This is a genomic window from Aureimonas pseudogalii (genome assembly GCF_014196835.1).
GTDB lineage: Bacteria > Pseudomonadota > Alphaproteobacteria > Rhizobiales > Rhizobiaceae > Aureimonas > Aureimonas pseudogalii.
In genome coordinates, this window is record NZ_JACIEK010000001.1 from 683,005 (window position 1) to 699,836 (window position 16,832).

General features: G+C 69.9%; 14 protein-coding genes. 6 read left to right on the forward strand and 8 right to left on the reverse strand.

Annotation, left to right across the window (positions count from 1 at the left end; genetic code table 11):
- Window position 1 precedes the first annotated feature (1 nt).
- A complete protein-coding gene (gene fni, locus GGR04_RS03025) occupies window positions 2-1,045 on the reverse strand; it encodes a type 2 isopentenyl-diphosphate Delta-isomerase (protein ID WP_183197707.1) in 1,044 nt (347 codons plus the stop codon).
- A gap of 242 nt (window positions 1,046-1,287) precedes the next feature.
- On the opposite strand from fni, the gene GGR04_RS03030 reads away from it, so the two are divergent.
- Complete coding sequence (locus GGR04_RS03030; RefSeq protein WP_183197709.1) at window positions 1,288-2,226, forward strand: polyprenyl synthetase family protein; 939 nt, start codon at window positions 1,288-1,290, stop codon at window positions 2,224-2,226.
- 79 nt (window positions 2,227-2,305) lie between these two features.
- A complete protein-coding gene (locus GGR04_RS03035; protein ID WP_183197719.1) occupies window positions 2,306-2,830 on the forward strand; it encodes a sterol desaturase family protein in 525 nt (174 codons plus the stop codon).
- A 7-nt stretch (window positions 2,831-2,837) separates the two neighbouring features.
- Here the strand turns inward: GGR04_RS03035 and GGR04_RS03040 are convergent, their stop codons facing one another.
- The 4 genes from GGR04_RS03040 to GGR04_RS03055 are packed head-to-tail and all read right to left on the reverse strand — an operon-like array spanning window position 2,838 to window position 7,754.
- Entirely contained in the window at window positions 2,838-3,782 is a 945-nt protein-coding gene (locus GGR04_RS03040; RefSeq protein ID WP_183197721.1) for a phytoene/squalene synthase family protein, read from the reverse strand.
- 2 nt (window positions 3,783-3,784) lie between these two features.
- Window positions 3,785-5,335 (reverse strand): phytoene desaturase, encoded by a 1,551-nt coding sequence (locus GGR04_RS03045; protein WP_183197723.1) that lies wholly within the window; start codon window positions 5,333-5,335, stop codon window positions 3,785-3,787.
- Window positions 5,332-6,492 (reverse strand): lycopene beta-cyclase CrtY, encoded by a 1,161-nt coding sequence (gene crtY, locus GGR04_RS03050; RefSeq protein WP_183197725.1) that lies wholly within the window; start codon window positions 6,490-6,492, stop codon window positions 5,332-5,334. Before crtY ends, GGR04_RS03045 begins: the two co-directional genes overlap by 4 nt.
- Window positions 6,489-7,754: a glycosyltransferase gene (locus GGR04_RS03055; protein WP_183197727.1), complete on the reverse strand. Its 1,266-nt coding sequence runs from the start codon at window positions 7,752-7,754 to the stop codon at window positions 6,489-6,491. Before GGR04_RS03055 ends, crtY begins: the two co-directional genes overlap by 4 nt.
- Window positions 7,755-7,967: 213 nt before the next feature.
- Here GGR04_RS03055 and GGR04_RS03060 point away from each other — a divergent pair, with 213 nt between their 5' ends.
- Entirely contained in the window at window positions 7,968-8,549 is a 582-nt protein-coding gene (locus tag GGR04_RS03060; protein WP_183197730.1) for a DUF2585 family protein, read from the forward strand.
- 4 nt (window positions 8,550-8,553) lie between these two features.
- Here the strand turns inward: GGR04_RS03060 and GGR04_RS03065 are convergent, their stop codons facing one another.
- A complete protein-coding gene (locus tag GGR04_RS03065) occupies window positions 8,554-9,078 on the reverse strand; it encodes a GNAT family N-acetyltransferase (protein ID WP_183197732.1) in 525 nt (174 codons plus the stop codon).
- Between the two features lie 162 nt (window positions 9,079-9,240).
- Window positions 9,241-10,725: an ATP-binding protein gene (locus GGR04_RS03070; RefSeq protein WP_246392784.1), complete on the reverse strand. Its 1,485-nt coding sequence runs from the start codon at window positions 10,723-10,725 to the stop codon at window positions 9,241-9,243.
- A 400-nt stretch (window positions 10,726-11,125) separates the two neighbouring features.
- Between GGR04_RS03070 and GGR04_RS03075 the strand changes: the two genes are divergently transcribed.
- Window positions 11,126-13,273, forward strand: a complete 2,148-nt coding sequence (locus tag GGR04_RS03075) for a HAMP domain-containing methyl-accepting chemotaxis protein (protein WP_183197736.1) — start codon at window positions 11,126-11,128, stop codon at window positions 13,271-13,273.
- A gap of 88 nt (window positions 13,274-13,361) precedes the next feature.
- Here the strand turns inward: GGR04_RS03075 and GGR04_RS03080 are convergent, their stop codons facing one another.
- Entirely contained in the window at window positions 13,362-14,048 is a 687-nt protein-coding gene (locus GGR04_RS03080; RefSeq protein WP_183197738.1) for a D-lyxose/D-mannose family sugar isomerase, read from the reverse strand.
- Window positions 14,049-14,382: 334 nt separating this feature from the next.
- On the opposite strand from GGR04_RS03080, the gene GGR04_RS03085 reads away from it, so the two are divergent.
- Complete coding sequence (locus tag GGR04_RS03085) at window positions 14,383-15,804, forward strand: cytochrome ubiquinol oxidase subunit I (RefSeq protein WP_183197740.1); 1,422 nt, start codon at window positions 14,383-14,385, stop codon at window positions 15,802-15,804.
- 11 nt (window positions 15,805-15,815) lie between these two features.
- The gene (gene cydB, locus GGR04_RS03090) at window positions 15,816-16,829 is read left to right on the forward strand and encodes a cytochrome d ubiquinol oxidase subunit II (RefSeq protein ID WP_183197742.1); all 1,014 of its coding nucleotides are present in this window, start codon (window positions 15,816-15,818) and stop codon (window positions 16,827-16,829) included.
- Window positions 16,830-16,832: the final 3 nt, after the last annotated feature.

A 16,832-nucleotide genomic window follows, 5' to 3' on the forward strand; every position in this document is an offset into this window, starting at 1 on the left:
GTCAGGCCGCGCCGGGCTCCGGGATGCCGGCGATCGCCGCCCGGCGCAGGGCGGCGAGATCGGCCGAGCCCGTGCAGAAGCAGGCGATGCGCAGCTCCTCGACGACGCCGGCGAAATGGCGGGCGGCGGCCTCAGTCGAGACCTCCGCGGCGGCGAGGCTCGCCGCCGCCTGCCCCACCAGGTCGGCGCCGAGCCGGATCGCCTTGGCCGCGTCCAGCCCGTTGCGGATGCCGCCCGAGCCGATGAGAGTGATCGCCGGGCAGGCGGCGCGCACCGCCGGGATCGCCTGCGCGGTCGGGATGCCCCAGTCGGCGAAGAGCAGCGCCGTGGCGCGGGCGCGCGGATCGGCGAGGCGCTCGGCCTCGATCGCGGCCCAACTCGTGCCGCCGGCCCCCGCGACGTCGATCACGGCGACGCCGACATCGGCGAGGCGACGCGCCACGGGGCCCGAGATGCCGGCCCCGACCTCCTTCACCACCACCGGGCGGCCGAGGTCGAGAACGAGCGATTCGATGCCGGAAAGGATGCCCCGCCAGTTGCGGTCGCCGCCCGGCTGCACGGCCTCCTGCAGCGGGTTGAGATGAACGATCAGCGCGTCGGCGTCGATCATCTCGACGGCGCGGCGGGCCTCGTCCAGACCGTAGCCGAGGCCGAGCTGCGCGGCGCCGATATTGGCGAGCAGCGGCACGTCCGGCGCCAGCGCGCGCAGCGACCGGTCGAGCCCGCCGTCGCCGCGGCCTTCCAGCGCGATGCGCTGCGAGCCGACCGCCAGCGCGATGCCGAGCGTCTGAGCGGCTTCCGCCAGATGTCGGTTGATGCGCGCGGCGCGCTCCGGCCCGCCCGTCATCGAGGAGATGAGAAGCGGTGCCGACAAGCGCCGCCCGAACAGCGTCGCCGTGAGGTCGATCGCGTCGAGGTCGATCTCCGGCAGGGCGACGTGCTCGAAGCGCAGGGCATCGAAACCCGAATCGGCCCGCCGGCCGGCCCGCGACGGTGCCAAAACGATATCGAGATGATCACCCTTTCGCGATCGAATGTCGGTCAAATGGTTCGCCCTCGTATCATTGGCTGCGCCGGACCGGCCGTGGGGCAGGCCGCTTCGCACCAAGCGTCACCGCCGCTTCGCATCCGCGCCCGCTCGTGGCAGTACGTCGTTTCGTCGCATCGCCGGCCCGGTGCGTTCGTCCGGGACTTCCAGAGCGCGCGGAGCGTGCTAGAAATCCGTATCCGCATTCGGTCGGACATGAAATGGTAGTGCCGTGAAAGCGGGAAAGTGACGACGCCACGATGACAGCCGAGCCGGACAGTCGCATCGAACTCCTTCAGAGGCGCGTCAACGCGCGACTGGAGGCGCTGATGCCGCCGGTGCTTGCCGGACAGTCGGCGCTCGACCGGGCCATGCGCGACAGCGTGCTGGCGCCGGGCAAGCGCCTGCGCCCGATCATGGCGCTACTGGTGGCCGAGGATCTCGGCGGCGCAGCCGACGCCGCGCTCGATGCCGGCTGCGCGCTCGAGATGGTGCACGCGGCCTCGCTCATCCTCGACGACCTGCCCTGCATGGACGACGCCGAGCTTCGGCGCGGACGCCCGGCGCTGCACCGCGAGCATGGCGAGGACGTCGCGGTGCTCGCGGCGATCGCGCTGCTCTCGGCGGCCTACGGCACGCTCGCGCGGATCGAGACGCTGGCGGCGGAGCGGCGCGGTGAGGCCGTGTCGATCCTCGCCGACGCCGTGGGCACGAGCGGGCTCGTCGCCGGCCAGTTCCAGGATCTGCGCGGCGGGCGCGGCCAGCGGCGCGTTGCCGAGATCGCCGACGCCAACGGATTGAAGACCGGGTCGCTCTTCACCGCCGCGGTGGAGCTCGGCGCGGTGGCGGCCGGGGCCGATGCCGCGACGCGCCACGATCTGCGTGCCTTCGCCATCGAGATCGGGCTCGCGTTTCAGCTGCTGGACGACCTTCTCGATGGCGGGCCCAGCGCCGTGGCCCTCGGCAAGGACGTCGGCAAGGATGCCGGCAAGTCGACCATCGTCTCGCTGATCGGGCCTGCGCAGGTGCGCCGGCACATCGCCCGCCACGTCGAGGCGAGCGAGCGTCGTCTCGACGCGGTGTTCGGCCCGCGCTCGCGGCTGCATGCGATGGTCGCGGCCATCTTCGAGGGCGCGGGTCTCGCGGACCTCGCCGCCGCGGCGGACGAACCGCTGCTCGAACACGAAGCCGCCCGGTAGCGCTGCGCAAGCGCCCGGCCGGCGAGGAAACCGAGGGCCGCACGCGGCTTCCCTTTCCGCCAACCTGGAAGACGACGACATGGCGAACACTTGGCTCGGCTTCGGCGCGATCGCGATCGCGGTGTTTCTGGTGATGGAATTCGTCGCCTGGGCCGCGCACAAATACATCATGCACGGCGACTGGGGCTGGGGCTGGCACGAGAGCCACCACGAGCCGCACGAGGAGCTGTTCGAGAAGAACGACCTCTACGCCGTGGTCTTCGCGGGCTTCGCCATCGCGCTCTTCGCGCTCGGCCGGTTCGGCGGGCTGCCGGTGGTCACCGCCATCGCCACGGGCATCACGCTCTACGGCCTGTTCTACTTCATCGTGCATGACGGGCTGGTGCACCAGCGCTGGCCCTTCCGGCACATCCCGCACAAGGGCTATGCCAAGCGTCTCGTGCAGGCGCACCGGCTGCACCATGCCGTGAAGGGGCGCGAGGGCTGCGTCTCCTTCGGCTTCCTCTATGCGCCGCCGGTGGAGAAGCTCTCAGCCGAATTGAAGGCGTCGGGCCGGGTGCGGGCCGAGCAATTGGCCGAGCGCCAGCCGCACGGCCTGAACTGAGACGAGTTCAGCCGAGGGCGGGCCGACGCCAGAGCGCGGGATCGCGCTCGCTTCCGCCATAGTCGCGGAAGCGAAGCGCGGTCCAGCCCGCGCCGGCGATGGCGCCGAACTTCTCGCCCTTCGTGGTGGAGATGCGCCGGTCCCCCGCCGCCTCGCCGGCCGCCGTCAGCTTCAGCCCGATGCGCCGGTAGACCCGCTCCGCCGTGGCGATGGCCCAGGCCGAGCGGCGCGGCAGCGCGTCGACGCCGATTCGCGCGGAAGCGTAGTAGGGCTCGGCCGCCGCCACCAGCCGCGCCCGCAGCCGCGCGATGTTGGCCGCATGGCGAGGATCGGCGAGATCGGCCGGCGACACCCCTTCTTCGGCGAGCCAGTCGAGCGGCAGATAGACCCGCCCCTCGGCGGCATCCTCCACCACGTCGCGCGCGATGTTGGTGAGCTGGAAGGCGAGGCCGAGGTCGGCGGCGCGGTCGAGCACGCCCTCGTCGCGCGCGCCCATGATGCCGGCCATCATCACGCCGACGACGCCCGCCACGCGCCAGCAATAGACCATGAGCTCGTCGAGCGTCCGGTAGCGGCACCCCGCCACGTCGTCGGCGAAGCCCGCGAGATGCTCGTCGAGCAGCGCCGGCGACAGGTTCGCGCGCCCGGCCACCGCCGCTAGCGCATGAAAGGCCGGATCGAGCTCGGCGAGGCGCCCGTCGAGCGCCGCGTGCGTGTCGCGCCGAAGCCCTTCGATGCGCTCGACAGGCGTGAGAGACGAGGCGACGCGCCCGCGTCCGCCCTCCTGCCCGTCCACCACGTCGTCGCAATGGCGGCACCAGGCGTAGAGCATCATCACGCGCTCGCGCGTCTCGCGGTCGAAGAGGCGCGCGGCCGCGGCGAAGCTCTTGGACCCCGCCGCGATCGAGCGGGCCGCGAAGGCGGCGACGTCGCCCGGTGTCTCCTTCGGCATCGTCAGGCCGCCCGCTCGCCGAGAATGAGGCCGGCCGTGGCCTTGGCCGAGCCGACGACGCCCGGCACCCCGGCGCCGGGATGCGTGCCCGCGCCCACGAAGAACAGGTTGTCGATGGCGCGGTCACGGTTGTGGGTGCGGAACCACGCCGACTGCGTCAGCACCGGGTCGAGCGAGAAGGCCGAGCCGTGATGGGCGTTCAGCTCCGACTGGAAGTCGAGCGGCGTGAAGATGCGGCTAGTCACGAGATCGGCCTTGAGGCCGGGCATGTAGCGCTCTTCGAGATAGTCGAAGATGCGGTCCCGGTATTTCGGGCCCTCGACCGTCCAGTCGATGTCGGCGTTGCCGAGATGGGGAACGGGCGAGAGCACGTAGTAGCTGCCCATGCCCTCGGGCGCGAGCGAGGGGTCGGTGGCGCAGGGGCTGTGGAGATAGAGCGAGAAGTCGCCGGCGAGTTCCTTGCCCTTGAAGATCTCGTCGATGAGGGCTCGGTAGCGCGCGCCGAAGAGCACCGTGTGGTGGCGAAGCTGCGGCTGGTGGCGCTTCAGCCCGAAATAGATGACGAAGAGGGACATCGAGAAGCGCTTGGACTTCAGTCGCCTGGCTTCCTTCGTGCCGCGCGTCGTCGCGCCCAGAAGCGTTTCGTAGGTGTGCACGATGTCGGCGTTGGAAGCCACGAGATCCCCGGCGAAGCGGCGTCCGTCATGGGTGCGCACGCCCGTGGCGCGCTCGCCCGCCGTTTCGATCTCGGCGACCTCGGCGTTCAGCTCCACCCGCCCGCCGATGTCCTCGAAGAGCTTCATCATGCCGCGTACGAGCGCGCCGGTGCCGCCCTTCGGGAACCAGACGCCCCATTCGCGCTCGAGCGCGTGGATCAGCGCGTAGATCGAGGAGGTCGCGAACGGATTGCCGCCGACGAGCAGCGAGTGGAACGAGAAGGCCTGCCGCAGCTGCTCGTCCTCGATGAACTCGGCGACCTTGGCATAGACCGAGCGCCACGCCTGCAGCTTGGCGAGCTGCGGTCCGGCGCGGATCATGTCGCGGAAGTGGAGGAAGGGCACGGTGCCGAGCTTCAGGTAGCCTTCGCGGAAGACCTCGCGCGAATAGGCGAGGAAGCGCCGGTAGCCCTCGACGTCGGCCGGGTTCTTGGCGAGGATCTGCCGGTCGAGCTCGTCCTGGTCGTTGGCGTAGTCGAAGGCGTAGCCGTCCTCCCAGCAGAGCCTATAGAACGGGCTGACGGGCAAAAGCTCGACATAGTCCTCCATCCGCCGGCCGGCCGCCGTCCAGAGTTCCACGAGGGCCGTCGGGTCGGTGATCACCGTCGGCCCGGCGTCGAAGACGAAGCCCTGGTCCTCGTAGACGTAGGCGCGCCCGCCCGGCTTGTCGCGCTTCTCCAGAAGCGTCGTCTGGATGCCGGCGGCCTGCAGGCGAATCGCCAGCGACAGGCCGCCGAAGCCGGAGCCGATCACCACGGCGGTGCGCGGATCGGCCCCGGCGCGCCCAGCGGCGCGCGCGGGAACCGGCGACGGGGCGGCGGTCGAATGTGCGGTCATTCCTCGTCCTTCAACGTCCGGCGAGCCGCGAGCACGCGAATCGCGCTGCGGATCGAGATCGGAGGTTTACCCGCGAAGATGCGGATCTTGTCGCGGACATCGAGACGTGCGGCGTAGAACCGCGCCACCAGCGGATCGGGCAGCCGGTAGAAATGCTCGAGGATGCGGTAGCGCTCCTCCGGCCGTCCGGCCAGGAAGAGCAGCCGGTTCAGCAGCCGGAAATAGGCGCGGTCCTGCCAGAGATTGCGGGCATGCGCCGAGAGAAGTCGCGCCAGCGAGGGCGAGCCGAGATCGGGCAGCGCGGCCACGAGATCGGCGACATGCACGGCGTCGGGCAGCGAATAGCCGGTGGTCGGGTGGAACAGCGCCCGTGCGAGACCGACCGTCGGCACGCCGGCGGCCTCCTCGACCAGCCCTTCGATGCGCCCGTCGAGCGCGATCGGCAGGATGCCGTGTTCTTCGCGCATCAGCGTGGCGAGCCGCCAGCCCGCGCTCGCGGCGTAGTCGGCGATGGAGCGGCGCAGGCTCTCGGTATCGAGCGCCTCGCCATCGGCATAGTAGGTGTCCTCGATGAGGAGGCGCGTCGGCGAGAAGGGCAGCACGTAGACGAAGCGGTAGCCGTCGCGCTGGGGCACGGTGGCGTCCATCACGATCGGGTGCGCGAGGCCGTGCGGCTCGGCGAGCTCCCATTCCTGGCCGAGGAACTTCTGGAAGCCGAGGCGCAGGTGCCGGCTCGCGCGGTGACCGCGCCCGTCGATCACGGCGCGCCCCGCGAAGACCCGCCCGTCCTCCAGCGTCACGCGGTCCGGCGTCAGCGCGGCGATGCGCGCGCCGAGCACAAGCCGGTCGCCGAGGCGTTCGGTGAGGAGCGCGCGGAAGCGCTCCGACGAGACCGAGGCGTAGCCGGTGGCGACGGCGCGTTTACGCTTGGGGAAACGCACCTCGTAGGTCGGCCAGCGATGCGCCACGAAGGGCTCGATCCAGGCGTGCTCGGCCGGCGAGAGATCGCCGTCGTGGAAGCTCCAGGTGTGGTTGCCGCCGAGCGAGGTGCCGCCCTCCAGCACGACGACCCGCAAATCCGGCCGGCGCTCGGCGAGGCGATAGGCGATGAGGCCGTTGGCGAGGCCGCCGCCGGCGAGGACGAGATCGTGCGTCATGCCAGAGCCAGTTCGCGTGAGTACGAGGCGCTGGCGGCGAAGCGCTCGACGAGCTCGGCGGCGCGCTCGGCCCCGCCGGCTCCGCGGATCTCGGCGCCGATGGCCCGGGCACGCGCCGCGAAGCGCGGCTCGCCGTGAAGCCGGCGCAGCGCCGCCACGACGTCGTCGACATCCAGCCGCCGGCGCGCCAGCCGCAGGCCCGCGCCGTGATGCAGGAGGCGGGCGGCGACGCCGGGCTGGTCGTAGGCGATGGGAATGGCGAGCACGGGCACGCCGGCCTCCACCGCATCGAGCGCGGTGTTGAGCCCGCCATGGCTGACGCAGAGGTCGGCGAGCGCCAGCATCGCGCGCTGGGGCAGGAAGTCGGTGACAAGATCGGCGTCGATCGAGGCGGCCTGCTCGACCGACAAGCGTCCGCAATGGGCGACAACGAGATGCCAGCCGAGCCGGCGGCAGGCGCGCGCCACGGCGTGGAAGATGGAGAGCCGATGTCCCTGAAGGGTGCCGAGCGAACAGAACACCAGCGGCACGCCCGGGCGGCGCGCGAAGGGCAACACGAGACCGCCAATCTCGACCGCCTCGGTGGAGCGGAACGGGCCGACCGCGAAATGGCGCGGGCTCGGCGGGCGGGGGAAATCGAAGCCGGGCACGGTCTGCGCGATCGTGGCGAGGGGCGAGAGACATTCCTCCAGCCGCGAGCGGGAACGGAGGCCGAAGCGCTGCGCCGCCGACTGGATCGCCTCGCGCTGGCGATGGAGCAGCAGGCGCGAGACGCGCTCGCCGCCGCGGTTGCGCTTCAGGCCTTCAGGGCTGGGATCGTAGGGCCATCCGAGAAAGGGCGAAGGCAGGCTCGGATGCGGATCGATCGGCAGGGCCGCAGCCACCGAGAGGAACGGCAGGCCGAGATGCTCGGCCAGCAGCCCGCCGGCAGGCTCCATCTGGTCGGCGAGGACGATTTCGGCGCCGATCCGGCGCAGGATGGCGGGTCCACCGTCGCAAAGTGCGCGCGTGCGGTCGGCGCTGGCGCGAACGGTGCGCAGGATGCCGAACAGCCCGGCCGGATTGCGCCCCGGGCTGCGGCACGGCGTGCGCACCGCGCCGACCTCCTCGACCCCGAACCCACCGGCCTCGACGAGCGCGCCGCCCCCGGCGTTGAGGAGGAAGCTCACCGTATGCCCGCGCCGCAGCAACGCTCCGCCGATCGCCTCGAAGGCGCGCACGTGACTGTGGAACGGAGGGCAGATCAGGGCGTGGTGGGTCATCGGATCGGGGAAGGGCCAGACGGCGGAGAATCGATCGCCTCGCCGGAACGGACGTTCGACGGGGCCTTCCGTTCGTTTTGGCACAATGCCGGCAAAAGGAAAGGGATGCCGACGGCTGGTTCCCGCACGGGCTCGTGTGTGGGGCTCGCACCGACGTCACGCAACCCTTTTTCCGGGCGGCGCGTTGGAGACCCAGCATCACAGCGAGACGAGATGACCCACACCACCAACGCCGTTCCCGCCTTGCGGGCGAGAGGCTGGCTTTCCAGCGCAGCCGGTCAGACGGCGGTGGGTCTGGCGATCGTACTCGCCATGGCCTCCTGGCTCGACGTGATGGGGCGCCCGATGCTCTGCGAATGCGGCACGGTGGCGTGGTGGGACGGCGATCCCCGCTCGCCCGGCGCCTCGCAGCAATTCGCCGACTGGTTCTCCGCGCTCCACGTGATGTTCGGCATGGCGCTGTTCGCCTTCCTCGACCGGATGCGCCCGAACTGGCCGACGTCGTGGAAGCTGCTCGCCACCCTCGCCTCCTCCGCGGTCTGGGAGATCGCCGAGAACACGCCGATGATCATCGCGATGTTCGGGCAGGCCGAGGGCGCGCCGGCCTACGAGGGCGACAGCATTCTCAACGCGCTTGGCGACACGCTCTTCGTGGTGGCCGGTTTCTTCGTCTGCCGGGCGACGTCCTGGCCGGCGCGCATCGCGGTCGCCGTGGCGCTGGAGGCGGCGATCGCCTTCGCGATCTCCGACGGGTTCGTGCTGGGAACGCTGCGGCTCGTCGGCATCACGGTCTGACGCCTCAGCGCGTGCGCGCGAAGCTCCAGCAGTCGCGCGGCACGTCCGACAGGTTGGGATGGACGATCCAGCGCTTGAGCAGGCCTTCGCGCTCGAAGCCGGCCTTTTCCATCACCCGGGCGGACGCCGTGTTCTCGACGTCGCAGACGTCGCCGATGCGCCAGATGCCCTTCTGCTTCATCGCCCAGGACGCGACCTCGGTGAGCGCCTCGGTCATCAGCCCCTGCCCCCAAGAGCGCCGCGAGAGAGCGTAGCCGAAGCCGACGCGGCCCGGAACCGGCCGGCGAATCGTGATGGCGCCGCGCAGCTGGCGGTCGCGCCGGCCGAGCAGCGTAAAGGTGCGCGCGTTCGGGCTGGCGAGACAGCGGGCGATGTAGGCTTCGGTGTCGGCGAGCACCTCGTGCGGCGCCCAGGTCAGGAAGCGCGTGACCTCCGGGTCCTGCGCATACTCGTCGAAGATCGCCGCCGCGTCGCCCAGGGCGATCGGCCGCATGATCAGATCGGTGGTCCAGAGGCTCTCGGGAAACATGGGCTCTCCTTGCCACAGGCCGCGCCGCGAGGCGACCCCGATCGGCATGCCCGACGCCGAATGCCGGCACGGGGAAGTCCGGGCGGAACCCGCGCTCTCGGCCCGAGCGGCTTCGATCACGCGCGGCGCCGTGCCGGACGCGGCGTCCGGCTTCGCGCCCTCTCAGGCCCGGCGCATGCGCGGCGTCGTGCCGGGCGTGCGCGGCCGGGCCGAGCCCGCGCCGGTGCGCCAGCCGTGGCCGGCGATCTCCACCACGCGGTTGCCGCGAAAGTCGGTCTCGGCGGCGATGTAGCCGCGCTCGGCCATGTAGGTGAGGAGAAAGCGCCCGCGAGAGGGCGAATGGCTGCCATAGGCCTTGGCGAGCACGTCGTCGCCGGGGCAGGGCTGGCCGTCGCGCGCGGCCTTGGCGAGCAGCAGGTAGACGCCCTGCATGTCGTCCGGCAGTTCTTCGGAGCGCTGCACCACCTCGCTCCAGCCGGCGTCCTCGCCGTCGGCTCCGACGCCGGCGCGCGCCAGGGCGAGCTTGCGCCGGAAGCCGGCCATGTCGAGCCCCGTGTCGGTGATCCGCTTCAGGCGGCAATGGGTGAGGAAGTCCTGGTAGAGCATCGGCACCGGGCGGAACGCCGCTTCGGGATCGGCCATCAGATCGGCGAAGATCTGGTCGAGCCGGGCCTGCCGCTCGGCCAGCGCCTCCTCGTCGGGCTCCTCCTCCGGGTCCGGCGCGGTGGCCGGCGCCGATCCCGCGAGGCGGGGCGCAGCGGCTCTGGGCGCCGAGACGCGATCGAGAAGCTCGCGCGTCGCCACCGGCTCGCGCCGCACGGGCGCCGGCAGATGCGTCGGCTCGTCGGCCCCGGCGGTGAAGATGAGGTCGGCCAGCGCCTCCGGGCTCGCGTCGGGCAGCGCCATCAGCACGGGGCGCCCCGAACGTCCGGCGGTCTCCACCGGGCCGATGCGGATCGGGATCGGCCGGCGCGACAGGGCGGGACCAAGCGCCACGAACTGCCCCGGCTCCAGGTCGCGGAAGCGCTCGGCCTGTTTTCGGTCCATGCCGAGGAGATCGGCGGCGCGCGCCATGTCGATGTCGAGGAAGGTGCGGCCCATCAGGAAGTTGGAGGCCTCGGCCGCGACGTTCTTGGCGAGCTTGGCGAGACGCTGCGTGGCGATCATGCCGGCCAGACCCCGCTTTCGGCCGCGGCACATCAGGTTGGTCATCGCGCCGAGCGAGACGCGTCGCGCCTCGTCGGCGACCTCGCCGGCCATCGAGGGCGCGAAGATCTGCGCCTCGTCCACGGCGATGAGCATCGGGAACCAGTAGTGCCGGTCGGCGTCGAACAGCCCGTTGAGGAAGGCGGCGGCGCAGCTCATCTGCACCTCGGCGTCCAGCCCTTCGAGATTGAGCACGACGGAGACGCGGTGCTGGCGGATGCGCGCGGCGATGCGGCCGAGCTCGGCCGGCGTGCGGTCGGCATCCACCACCACGTGGCCGAAGCGATCGGAGAAGGAGACGAAGTCGCCCTCGGGATCGATGATCGCCTGCTGCACCCAGCCCGCGCTCTGCTCGAGCACGCGGCGGAAGAGATGCGACTTGCCCGACCCGGAATTGCCCTGAACGAGAAGGCGCGTCGAGAGAAGCTCCTCGAGGTCCATCTCCGCGGGATCGCCGGTGGCGGTCGTGCCGAGATCGACGGCGACTTTCGTCAAGGCTGGCCTCCGGTATGCGGGTGGTTGCCGCCGCACGGCCTGGCGGCCTGCGAGATCGACGTGTCGAACGATCAATCTAGCGACTCGACGCCGCCCGGGGGAGTCCCGCGGCGCTTCATCCACAGCTCGCCGCTCCGACACCATTCGTTCAGATTGCAAAATCAACCTAGAGTTTATTCAATAAACACTGGCGGACTTACGGTCATTGAAGAACATTTACTGATATAAATTGAGTAGGTTTGGCGGCCCTTAGCACAAAATTCAATGATCTATAATATCGATTGTCACACATAACATTGCGTCGCTCGGCGACCATATCCAGCATGAGGCGAGAATGCGCGTGACGATGAAGCTGAAACTTGCGGCAAGCTTCGGTGCCGTCCTTCTTCTGACGGGCGCCGTCGGCTATCTCGGCGTGTCCAGCCTGTCGCAGAGCAACGGGACGCTGCGGGCCTTCGCCGACCGACCCTACGCGCAGGTGCAAGGCGCCAAGGACGCCCAGCGGCTGTTGGAGCGCATCCGTCGGATCACGCTTCTGACGATCGTTTCGTCGGACCCGGACGACGTGAAGATCAACATCGCCGACTATGAAAAGGCCTGGAGCGAGATCGACGCCGCGACGGCGCTGATCTTCGGCAACATGCCCGAGGAAGGGAAGGCGCTGTTCGCCGACGTCGGGGCCCAGTTGCAGGCGCTGCGCACGATGTCCGACGAAACGATGGAACTGGCGGCGCATGCCGATCCGAGCGCCGGCGACACGGCGCTCAAGGCCACCGACGAGCCGTTGGCCGCCTTCAATGCAGCGCTCGATCGCGTCGTCGCGCGGCTGCCGGCCGACGGCGTCCCTTCGCTCGACTTGGTCGAGAGGATCCATTCCGACGTGTCGTCAGCGCGCATGGACATGATGCAGGCCGTGGACCGGACGAGCGGCGAGGCGAAGGCGACGATCGGCGACAGCATCGACGCGCGCGACCGCGCCGTGCGCACGCATCTCTCGGACCTCGAAACCCGGCAGCCTCAGCTGGCAGGCGACATCCGCGCCACCCAGGACGCCTGGGGTCGGCTCTACGTTCCGCTGCGGGCCCAGACCGACATCGGCCTGGAAAACCGCATGTCGGCCGCGATGGACTCGCTGATCACGCGTGTGCGGCCCTTGACCTCGAACGTCACCAAGCGGTTCGACGAGATCAGCGCGCGGGCCTCCTCGCTTGCGACCCGCTTCCTCGCCGAGGCCGAGACCTCGTTCGCCGCGGCGCAGCTGATGCTGATCCTGGTCATCCTCGGCGCCATGACGATCGGAGCCGCGGCCGCCACCTGGATGGCGATCTCGATCTCGCGCAGCCTGTCGCGCGCCGTCCATCTGGCCCGTGCCATCGGTGCCGGCGACCTGACGCAGCGGATCGACGCGAAGGGGAGCGACGAGATCGCCGATCTGCAGCGTGCGATGGGCGAGATGGTCGACAAGCTCTCCGAAATCGTCGCCGACGTCACGACCTCGGCGACGCAGGTCGCCTCCGGCTCCACCCAGGCCGCCATCACGGCCGAGCAGCTCTCGTCCGGCTCCACCCAGCAGGCCGCGGCGACGCAGCGTCTCTCGTCGGGCGTCACCGAACAGGCCGCCGCCACCGAGCAGGCCTCGGCCGCGATGGAGGAGATGGCCGCCAACATCCGCCAGAACGCCGACAGCGCCTCCACCACCGAGAAGATCGCCACGCAGTCGGCCGAGAATGCCGAGCGCAGCGGCGTCGCGGTCCAGAAGTCGGTGACGGCGATGCGCACCATCGCCGAGAAGATCTCGGTGGTGCAGGAGATCGCCCGCCAGACCGATCTCCTCGCGCTGAACGCGGCGATCGAGGCGGCCCGTGCCGGCCCGCATGGCAAGGGCTTCGCGGTGGTGGCGTCCGAGGTGCGCAAGCTCGCCGAGCGCTCCCAGCAGGCCGCACAGGAGATCGGCGCGCTCTCGAGCGAGACGCTCTGCGTCGCTGAGGATGCCGGGTCGATGCTCGAAAGCCTGGTGCCCGACATCCGCCGCACGGCGGAACTGGTGGCCGAGATCTCCGCCGCCTGCCGCGAGCAGAACATCGGCGCCGAGCAGATCAACCAGGCGATCAACCAGCTCGACCAGGTGACCCAGCAGACCGTGACGTCGATCACCCAGCTCGACGAGGTGACGCAGAGCAACAGCGGCGCCGCCAACGAGATGTCGGCCACCGCCGAGCAGTTGTCCGCCGAAGCGCGCCGCCTCGCGGAGCGGGCCGCCTTCTTCGTGACCGACGCCAGCAAGGCGGCCCGTCCGGCCGCGGCTCGTGGCGGAGAGAGCGCCGGACGCAAAACAGGGGCGTCGGTGCCGGTGCACGAACTGCAGGAACGCGCCCAGCGATTCGCAGCGCCCGCCAGGCCTGCCGCCTCCAAGATCTCCGGCGCCGCGCCGAAGACGAACGAGGCCGGCTTCGCCCTCGATCTCGACACGGGCTTCGAGAAGATGAGCGCCTGATCGCGGCGATCTTGGCCTGAGACATCGAAAGCCGGCGCCCTCCCGAGAGGAGAGCGCCGGCTTTTCTCGTTTCAGAGGCCGTGCCGGGTCACAGCCACTTGTCGTAGTCGGAGACGAGAAGATGCACGGGCGCCTCGTCCTCCTCGATCTCGGCGAAGCGGCCGATCGGCTCGGCGAAGACGTTGTCGGTGAGATCGTCGTTGACGGTCGAGACCTCGCCGATGAGGACGTCGCCCCCCTCGCCCCAGAAGGCGTGCCAGTCGACGCCCGGCATCAGCGTCACGCTCTCGCCCGGCTGCAGGCGCAGGATGTCGCCGCCCTTCATCTGGCGCCGCATGCCGTCGGTCACGACGTTCACCGGCAGGCTCTTGTCGATCGTGCCGTCCGGGGCGGCGGTGTAGAGCTTCAGCGCCAGCGTGGCGCCGCCGCGGTTGATGATGTCCTCGGCCTTCAGGTCGTGCCGGTGCATTGGCGAGATCTGGTCCTGGCGCGAGATCATGATCTTCTCGGCATAGAGCATGCCGCGGCCCGACTTCAGATCGGCGTTGTCGCCGTTGCGGGTGGTGAAGAGGAAGAGCCCGAGCTTGTCGAAGTCGCCCTTGCCGTAGTCGGTGATGTCCCAGCCGAGGCGCCGGTCGACGATCGCCGAGAGATCGCCGCGCCGCGCCTTCATCTCGGCCGGCGAGAGATAGGCGAAGGGCGGCAGCACATGGCCGAAGGAGCGGATGAACGCATCGCTCGCCTTCAGGATCTCGTTCACGCGCGATCGTTTCATGGGGGGTCTCCTCCGGGACGTTGCGCCGGCGCTTTAGCACATCGCAGCCCGCCGCGTCAGTTCCGCCGCGCGGCGCCGCGACTTGGACAAAACGCCCGTTGCACGGCGCCGGCGAAAGGCGCCCTCTGGCATCCGACGGCGATGGGCGCGCTCGGCGCCTCGTCGGGCCCGCGTCGCGCCCGAAGGTCCGCGTCGCGCCCGAAGGTCCGCGTCGCGCCCGAAGGTCGCGAGGGGCCAAAGGGTCGCGAAGGGCTTGCGCGAGCCGTCGCATGGGCCATCTCGATCGAGGGGATTGCGGCGTTCGCCGGCTTCCCGTGCAACCAGGATGACGGTGATGTTCGACGGTTTCGACCCGGTGCTGCTGGCGCGGTTTCAGTTCGCCTTCACGATCTCCTTCCACATCGTCTTCCCCGCCTTCACCATCGGCCTCGCCTCGTTCCTCGCCGTGCTCAACGGTCTCTGGCTGGCGACGGGCCGGCGCGTCTATCTCACCACCTTCCAGTCCTGGCTGAAGATCTTCGCGGTGTCCTTTGCCATGGGCGTCGTCTCGGGCATCGTCATGAGCTACCAGTTCGGCACCAACTGGTCGGTCTACGCCGACAAGACCGGGCCGATCCTCGGACCGATGATGGCCTACGAGGTGCTGTCGGCCTTCTTCCTCGAGGCCGGTTTCCTCGGCGTCATGCTGTTCGGGCTCAACCGCGTCGGCAAGGGCCTGCACTTCTTCGCGACGCTGATGGTGGCGGTGGGCACGCTCGGATCGGCCTTCTGGATCCTCTCCGTGAACTCCTGGATGCAGACGCCGGCCGGCTACGCGGTCGCCGCCAACGGCCAGTTCATCCCGGAGGACTGGTGGGCGATCGTCTTCAACCCGTCCTTCCCCTATCGTCTCGCGCACATGGTGCTCGCGGCCTATCTCACCACGGCCTTCGTGGTGGGCGCGGTCGGCGCCTTCCACCTGCTGCGCGACCGCGGCAACGCCTCGGCGCGGCTGATGTTCTCGATGGCGCTGTGGATGGCGACGATCGTCGCGCCGCTCCAGATCATGGCCGGCGACGCCCACGGCCTGAACACGCTGGAGCACCAGCCCGCCAAGGTCGCCGCGATGGAAGGGCATTTCGAGACCAACCGCGACGGCGGCATGCCGCTGACGCTGTTCGGCATTCCCGACATGGAGGCCGGCACGATGCGCGGTGCCATTGCCATCCCCGAGATCGGCTCCCTCATCCTCACCCACGAGATCGGCGGCGTGGTGAAGGGGCTGAACGAGTTTCCGCGCGAAGACTGGCCGAACGTGTGGGTGGTGTTCTTCACCTTCCGCATCATGGTCGCCATCGGCTTCGCGATGCTCGGCATCGGCGTCTGGAGCCTGTGGCGGCGCTACAAGGGCTCGATCTACGACGCGCCCTGGCTGCAACGCGCGATGGTCGCGATGGGGCCGATGGGCTTCGTGGCGGTGCTCTGCGGCTGGATCACCACCGAGGTCGGTCGCCAGCCCTTCACGGTCTACGGCCTGCTGCGCACCTCGGAGAGCCATTCGCCGATCGCGGCCTCGGCCGTCGGCACCTCGCTCGTCGCCTTCATCGTGGTCTATTTCGTCGTCTTCGGCGCCGGCACCTTCTACATCCTGCGCCACATGCGACAGGCGCCGAACGTCTTCGAGGAGGGCCTCAACCCGCGCGAGCCCATCCGCACCGCCGGCCTGACACCGGGGCCGGCGATGGAGCCGGGCGACGCCGTCACGCAGCCGCTCTGAGGAGACGATCCATGGACCTTCCGCTCGTCTGGGCCTTCATCCTCGCCTTCGCGGTGCTCGCCTATGTCGTGCTCGACGGGTTCGACCTCGGCATCGGCATCCTCTTCCCGTTCCTCAAGCGCGAAGAGAACCGCGACACCGCGATCAACACGATCGCGCCCTTCTGGGACGGCAACGAGACCTGGCTGATTCTCGGCGGCGGCGGGCTCTTCGCCGTGTTTCCGCTGGCCTATGCGGTGGTGATGCCCGCGCTCTACGCGCCGATCATCGCGATGCTGCTGGCGCTGGTGTTTCGCGGCGTCGCCTTCGAGTTCCGCTTCCGCACCGTGCGCTGGCGCTTCGTCTGGGACATGTCGTTCTTCGTTGGGTCGCTGGTCGCCGCCTTCGCGCAAGGCGTGGCGCTCGGCACGATCGTGCAGGGCATCCGCATGGAGGGCCGCGCCTATGCCGGCGGCTGGTTCGACTGGGCGACGCCCTTCTCGATGACGACGGGCGCCGCCGTCACGGTCGGCTACGCGCTGCTCGGCGCGACCTGGATCATCGTGAAGACCGAAGGCCCGCTCAACCGGCTGGCGGCGCGCTATGCGGGCGCCTTGATGATCGCGACACTCGCGGCCATCGGGATGGTGAGCGTCTGGATGCCCTTCCTGCAGCCGACCTTCTATTCGCGCTGGTTCTCGTTCCCCCAGATCCTGCTGGTGGCGCCGATCCCGCTCGTGCTCGGCTTCGCCGCCGTCAGCCTGCACCGCTCGCTGCGTGATCACGTGTCGAGCACCCGGCCGTTCCTCGCGGCGCTGACGCTTTTCGTGCTCTCGTTCATCGGCATCGGCATCTCGTTCTATCCGCACATCCTGCCGCCGGAATTGACGATCTGGCAGGCCGCCGCCCCCGACTCGAGTCTCAAGTTCCTGCTCGTCGGCGCTTCCGTCCTCATCCCCTTGATCCTCGCCTATACCGGCTATGCCTACTGGGTGTTCCGCGGCAAGGTGATCGAGGGCGAGGGCTACCACCAGCACCACCATTGAAGG

What these genes read in the sequence shown, in the direction of transcription:
- GGR04_RS03030 (WP_183197709.1), top strand. Translation starts at nt 1,288, where the DNA reads ATGACAGCCGAGCCGGACAGTCGCATCGAACTCCTTCAGAGGCGCGTC.
- GGR04_RS03035 (WP_183197719.1), top strand. Translation starts at nt 2,306, where the DNA reads ATGGCGAACACTTGGCTCGGCTTCGGCGCGATCGCGATCGCGGTGTTT.
- GGR04_RS03040 (WP_183197721.1), bottom strand. Translation starts at nt 3,782, where the DNA reads ATGCCGAAGGAGACACCGGGCGACGTCGCCGCCTTCGCGGCCCGCTCG.
- GGR04_RS03045 (WP_183197723.1), bottom strand. Translation starts at nt 5,335, where the DNA reads ATGACCGCACATTCGACCGCCGCCCCGTCGCCGGTTCCCGCGCGCGCC.
- crtY (WP_183197725.1), bottom strand. Translation starts at nt 6,492, where the DNA reads ATGACGCACGATCTCGTCCTCGCCGGCGGCGGCCTCGCCAACGGCCTC.
- GGR04_RS03055 (WP_183197727.1), bottom strand. Translation starts at nt 7,754, where the DNA reads ATGACCCACCACGCCCTGATCTGCCCTCCGTTCCACAGTCACGTGCGC.
- GGR04_RS03060 (WP_183197730.1), top strand. Translation starts at nt 7,968, where the DNA reads ATGACCCACACCACCAACGCCGTTCCCGCCTTGCGGGCGAGAGGCTGG.
- GGR04_RS03065 (WP_183197732.1), bottom strand. Translation starts at nt 9,078, where the DNA reads ATGTTTCCCGAGAGCCTCTGGACCACCGATCTGATCATGCGGCCGATC.
- GGR04_RS03070 (WP_246392784.1), bottom strand. Translation starts at nt 10,725, where the DNA reads ATGGACCTCGAGGAGCTTCTCTCGACGCGCCTTCTCGTTCAGGGCAAT.
- GGR04_RS03075 (WP_183197736.1), top strand. Translation starts at nt 11,126, where the DNA reads ATGAAGCTGAAACTTGCGGCAAGCTTCGGTGCCGTCCTTCTTCTGACG.
- GGR04_RS03080 (WP_183197738.1), bottom strand. Translation starts at nt 14,048, where the DNA reads ATGAAACGATCGCGCGTGAACGAGATCCTGAAGGCGAGCGATGCGTTC.
- GGR04_RS03085 (WP_183197740.1), top strand. Translation starts at nt 14,383, where the DNA reads ATGTTCGACGGTTTCGACCCGGTGCTGCTGGCGCGGTTTCAGTTCGCC.
- cydB (WP_183197742.1), top strand. Translation starts at nt 15,816, where the DNA reads ATGGACCTTCCGCTCGTCTGGGCCTTCATCCTCGCCTTCGCGGTGCTC.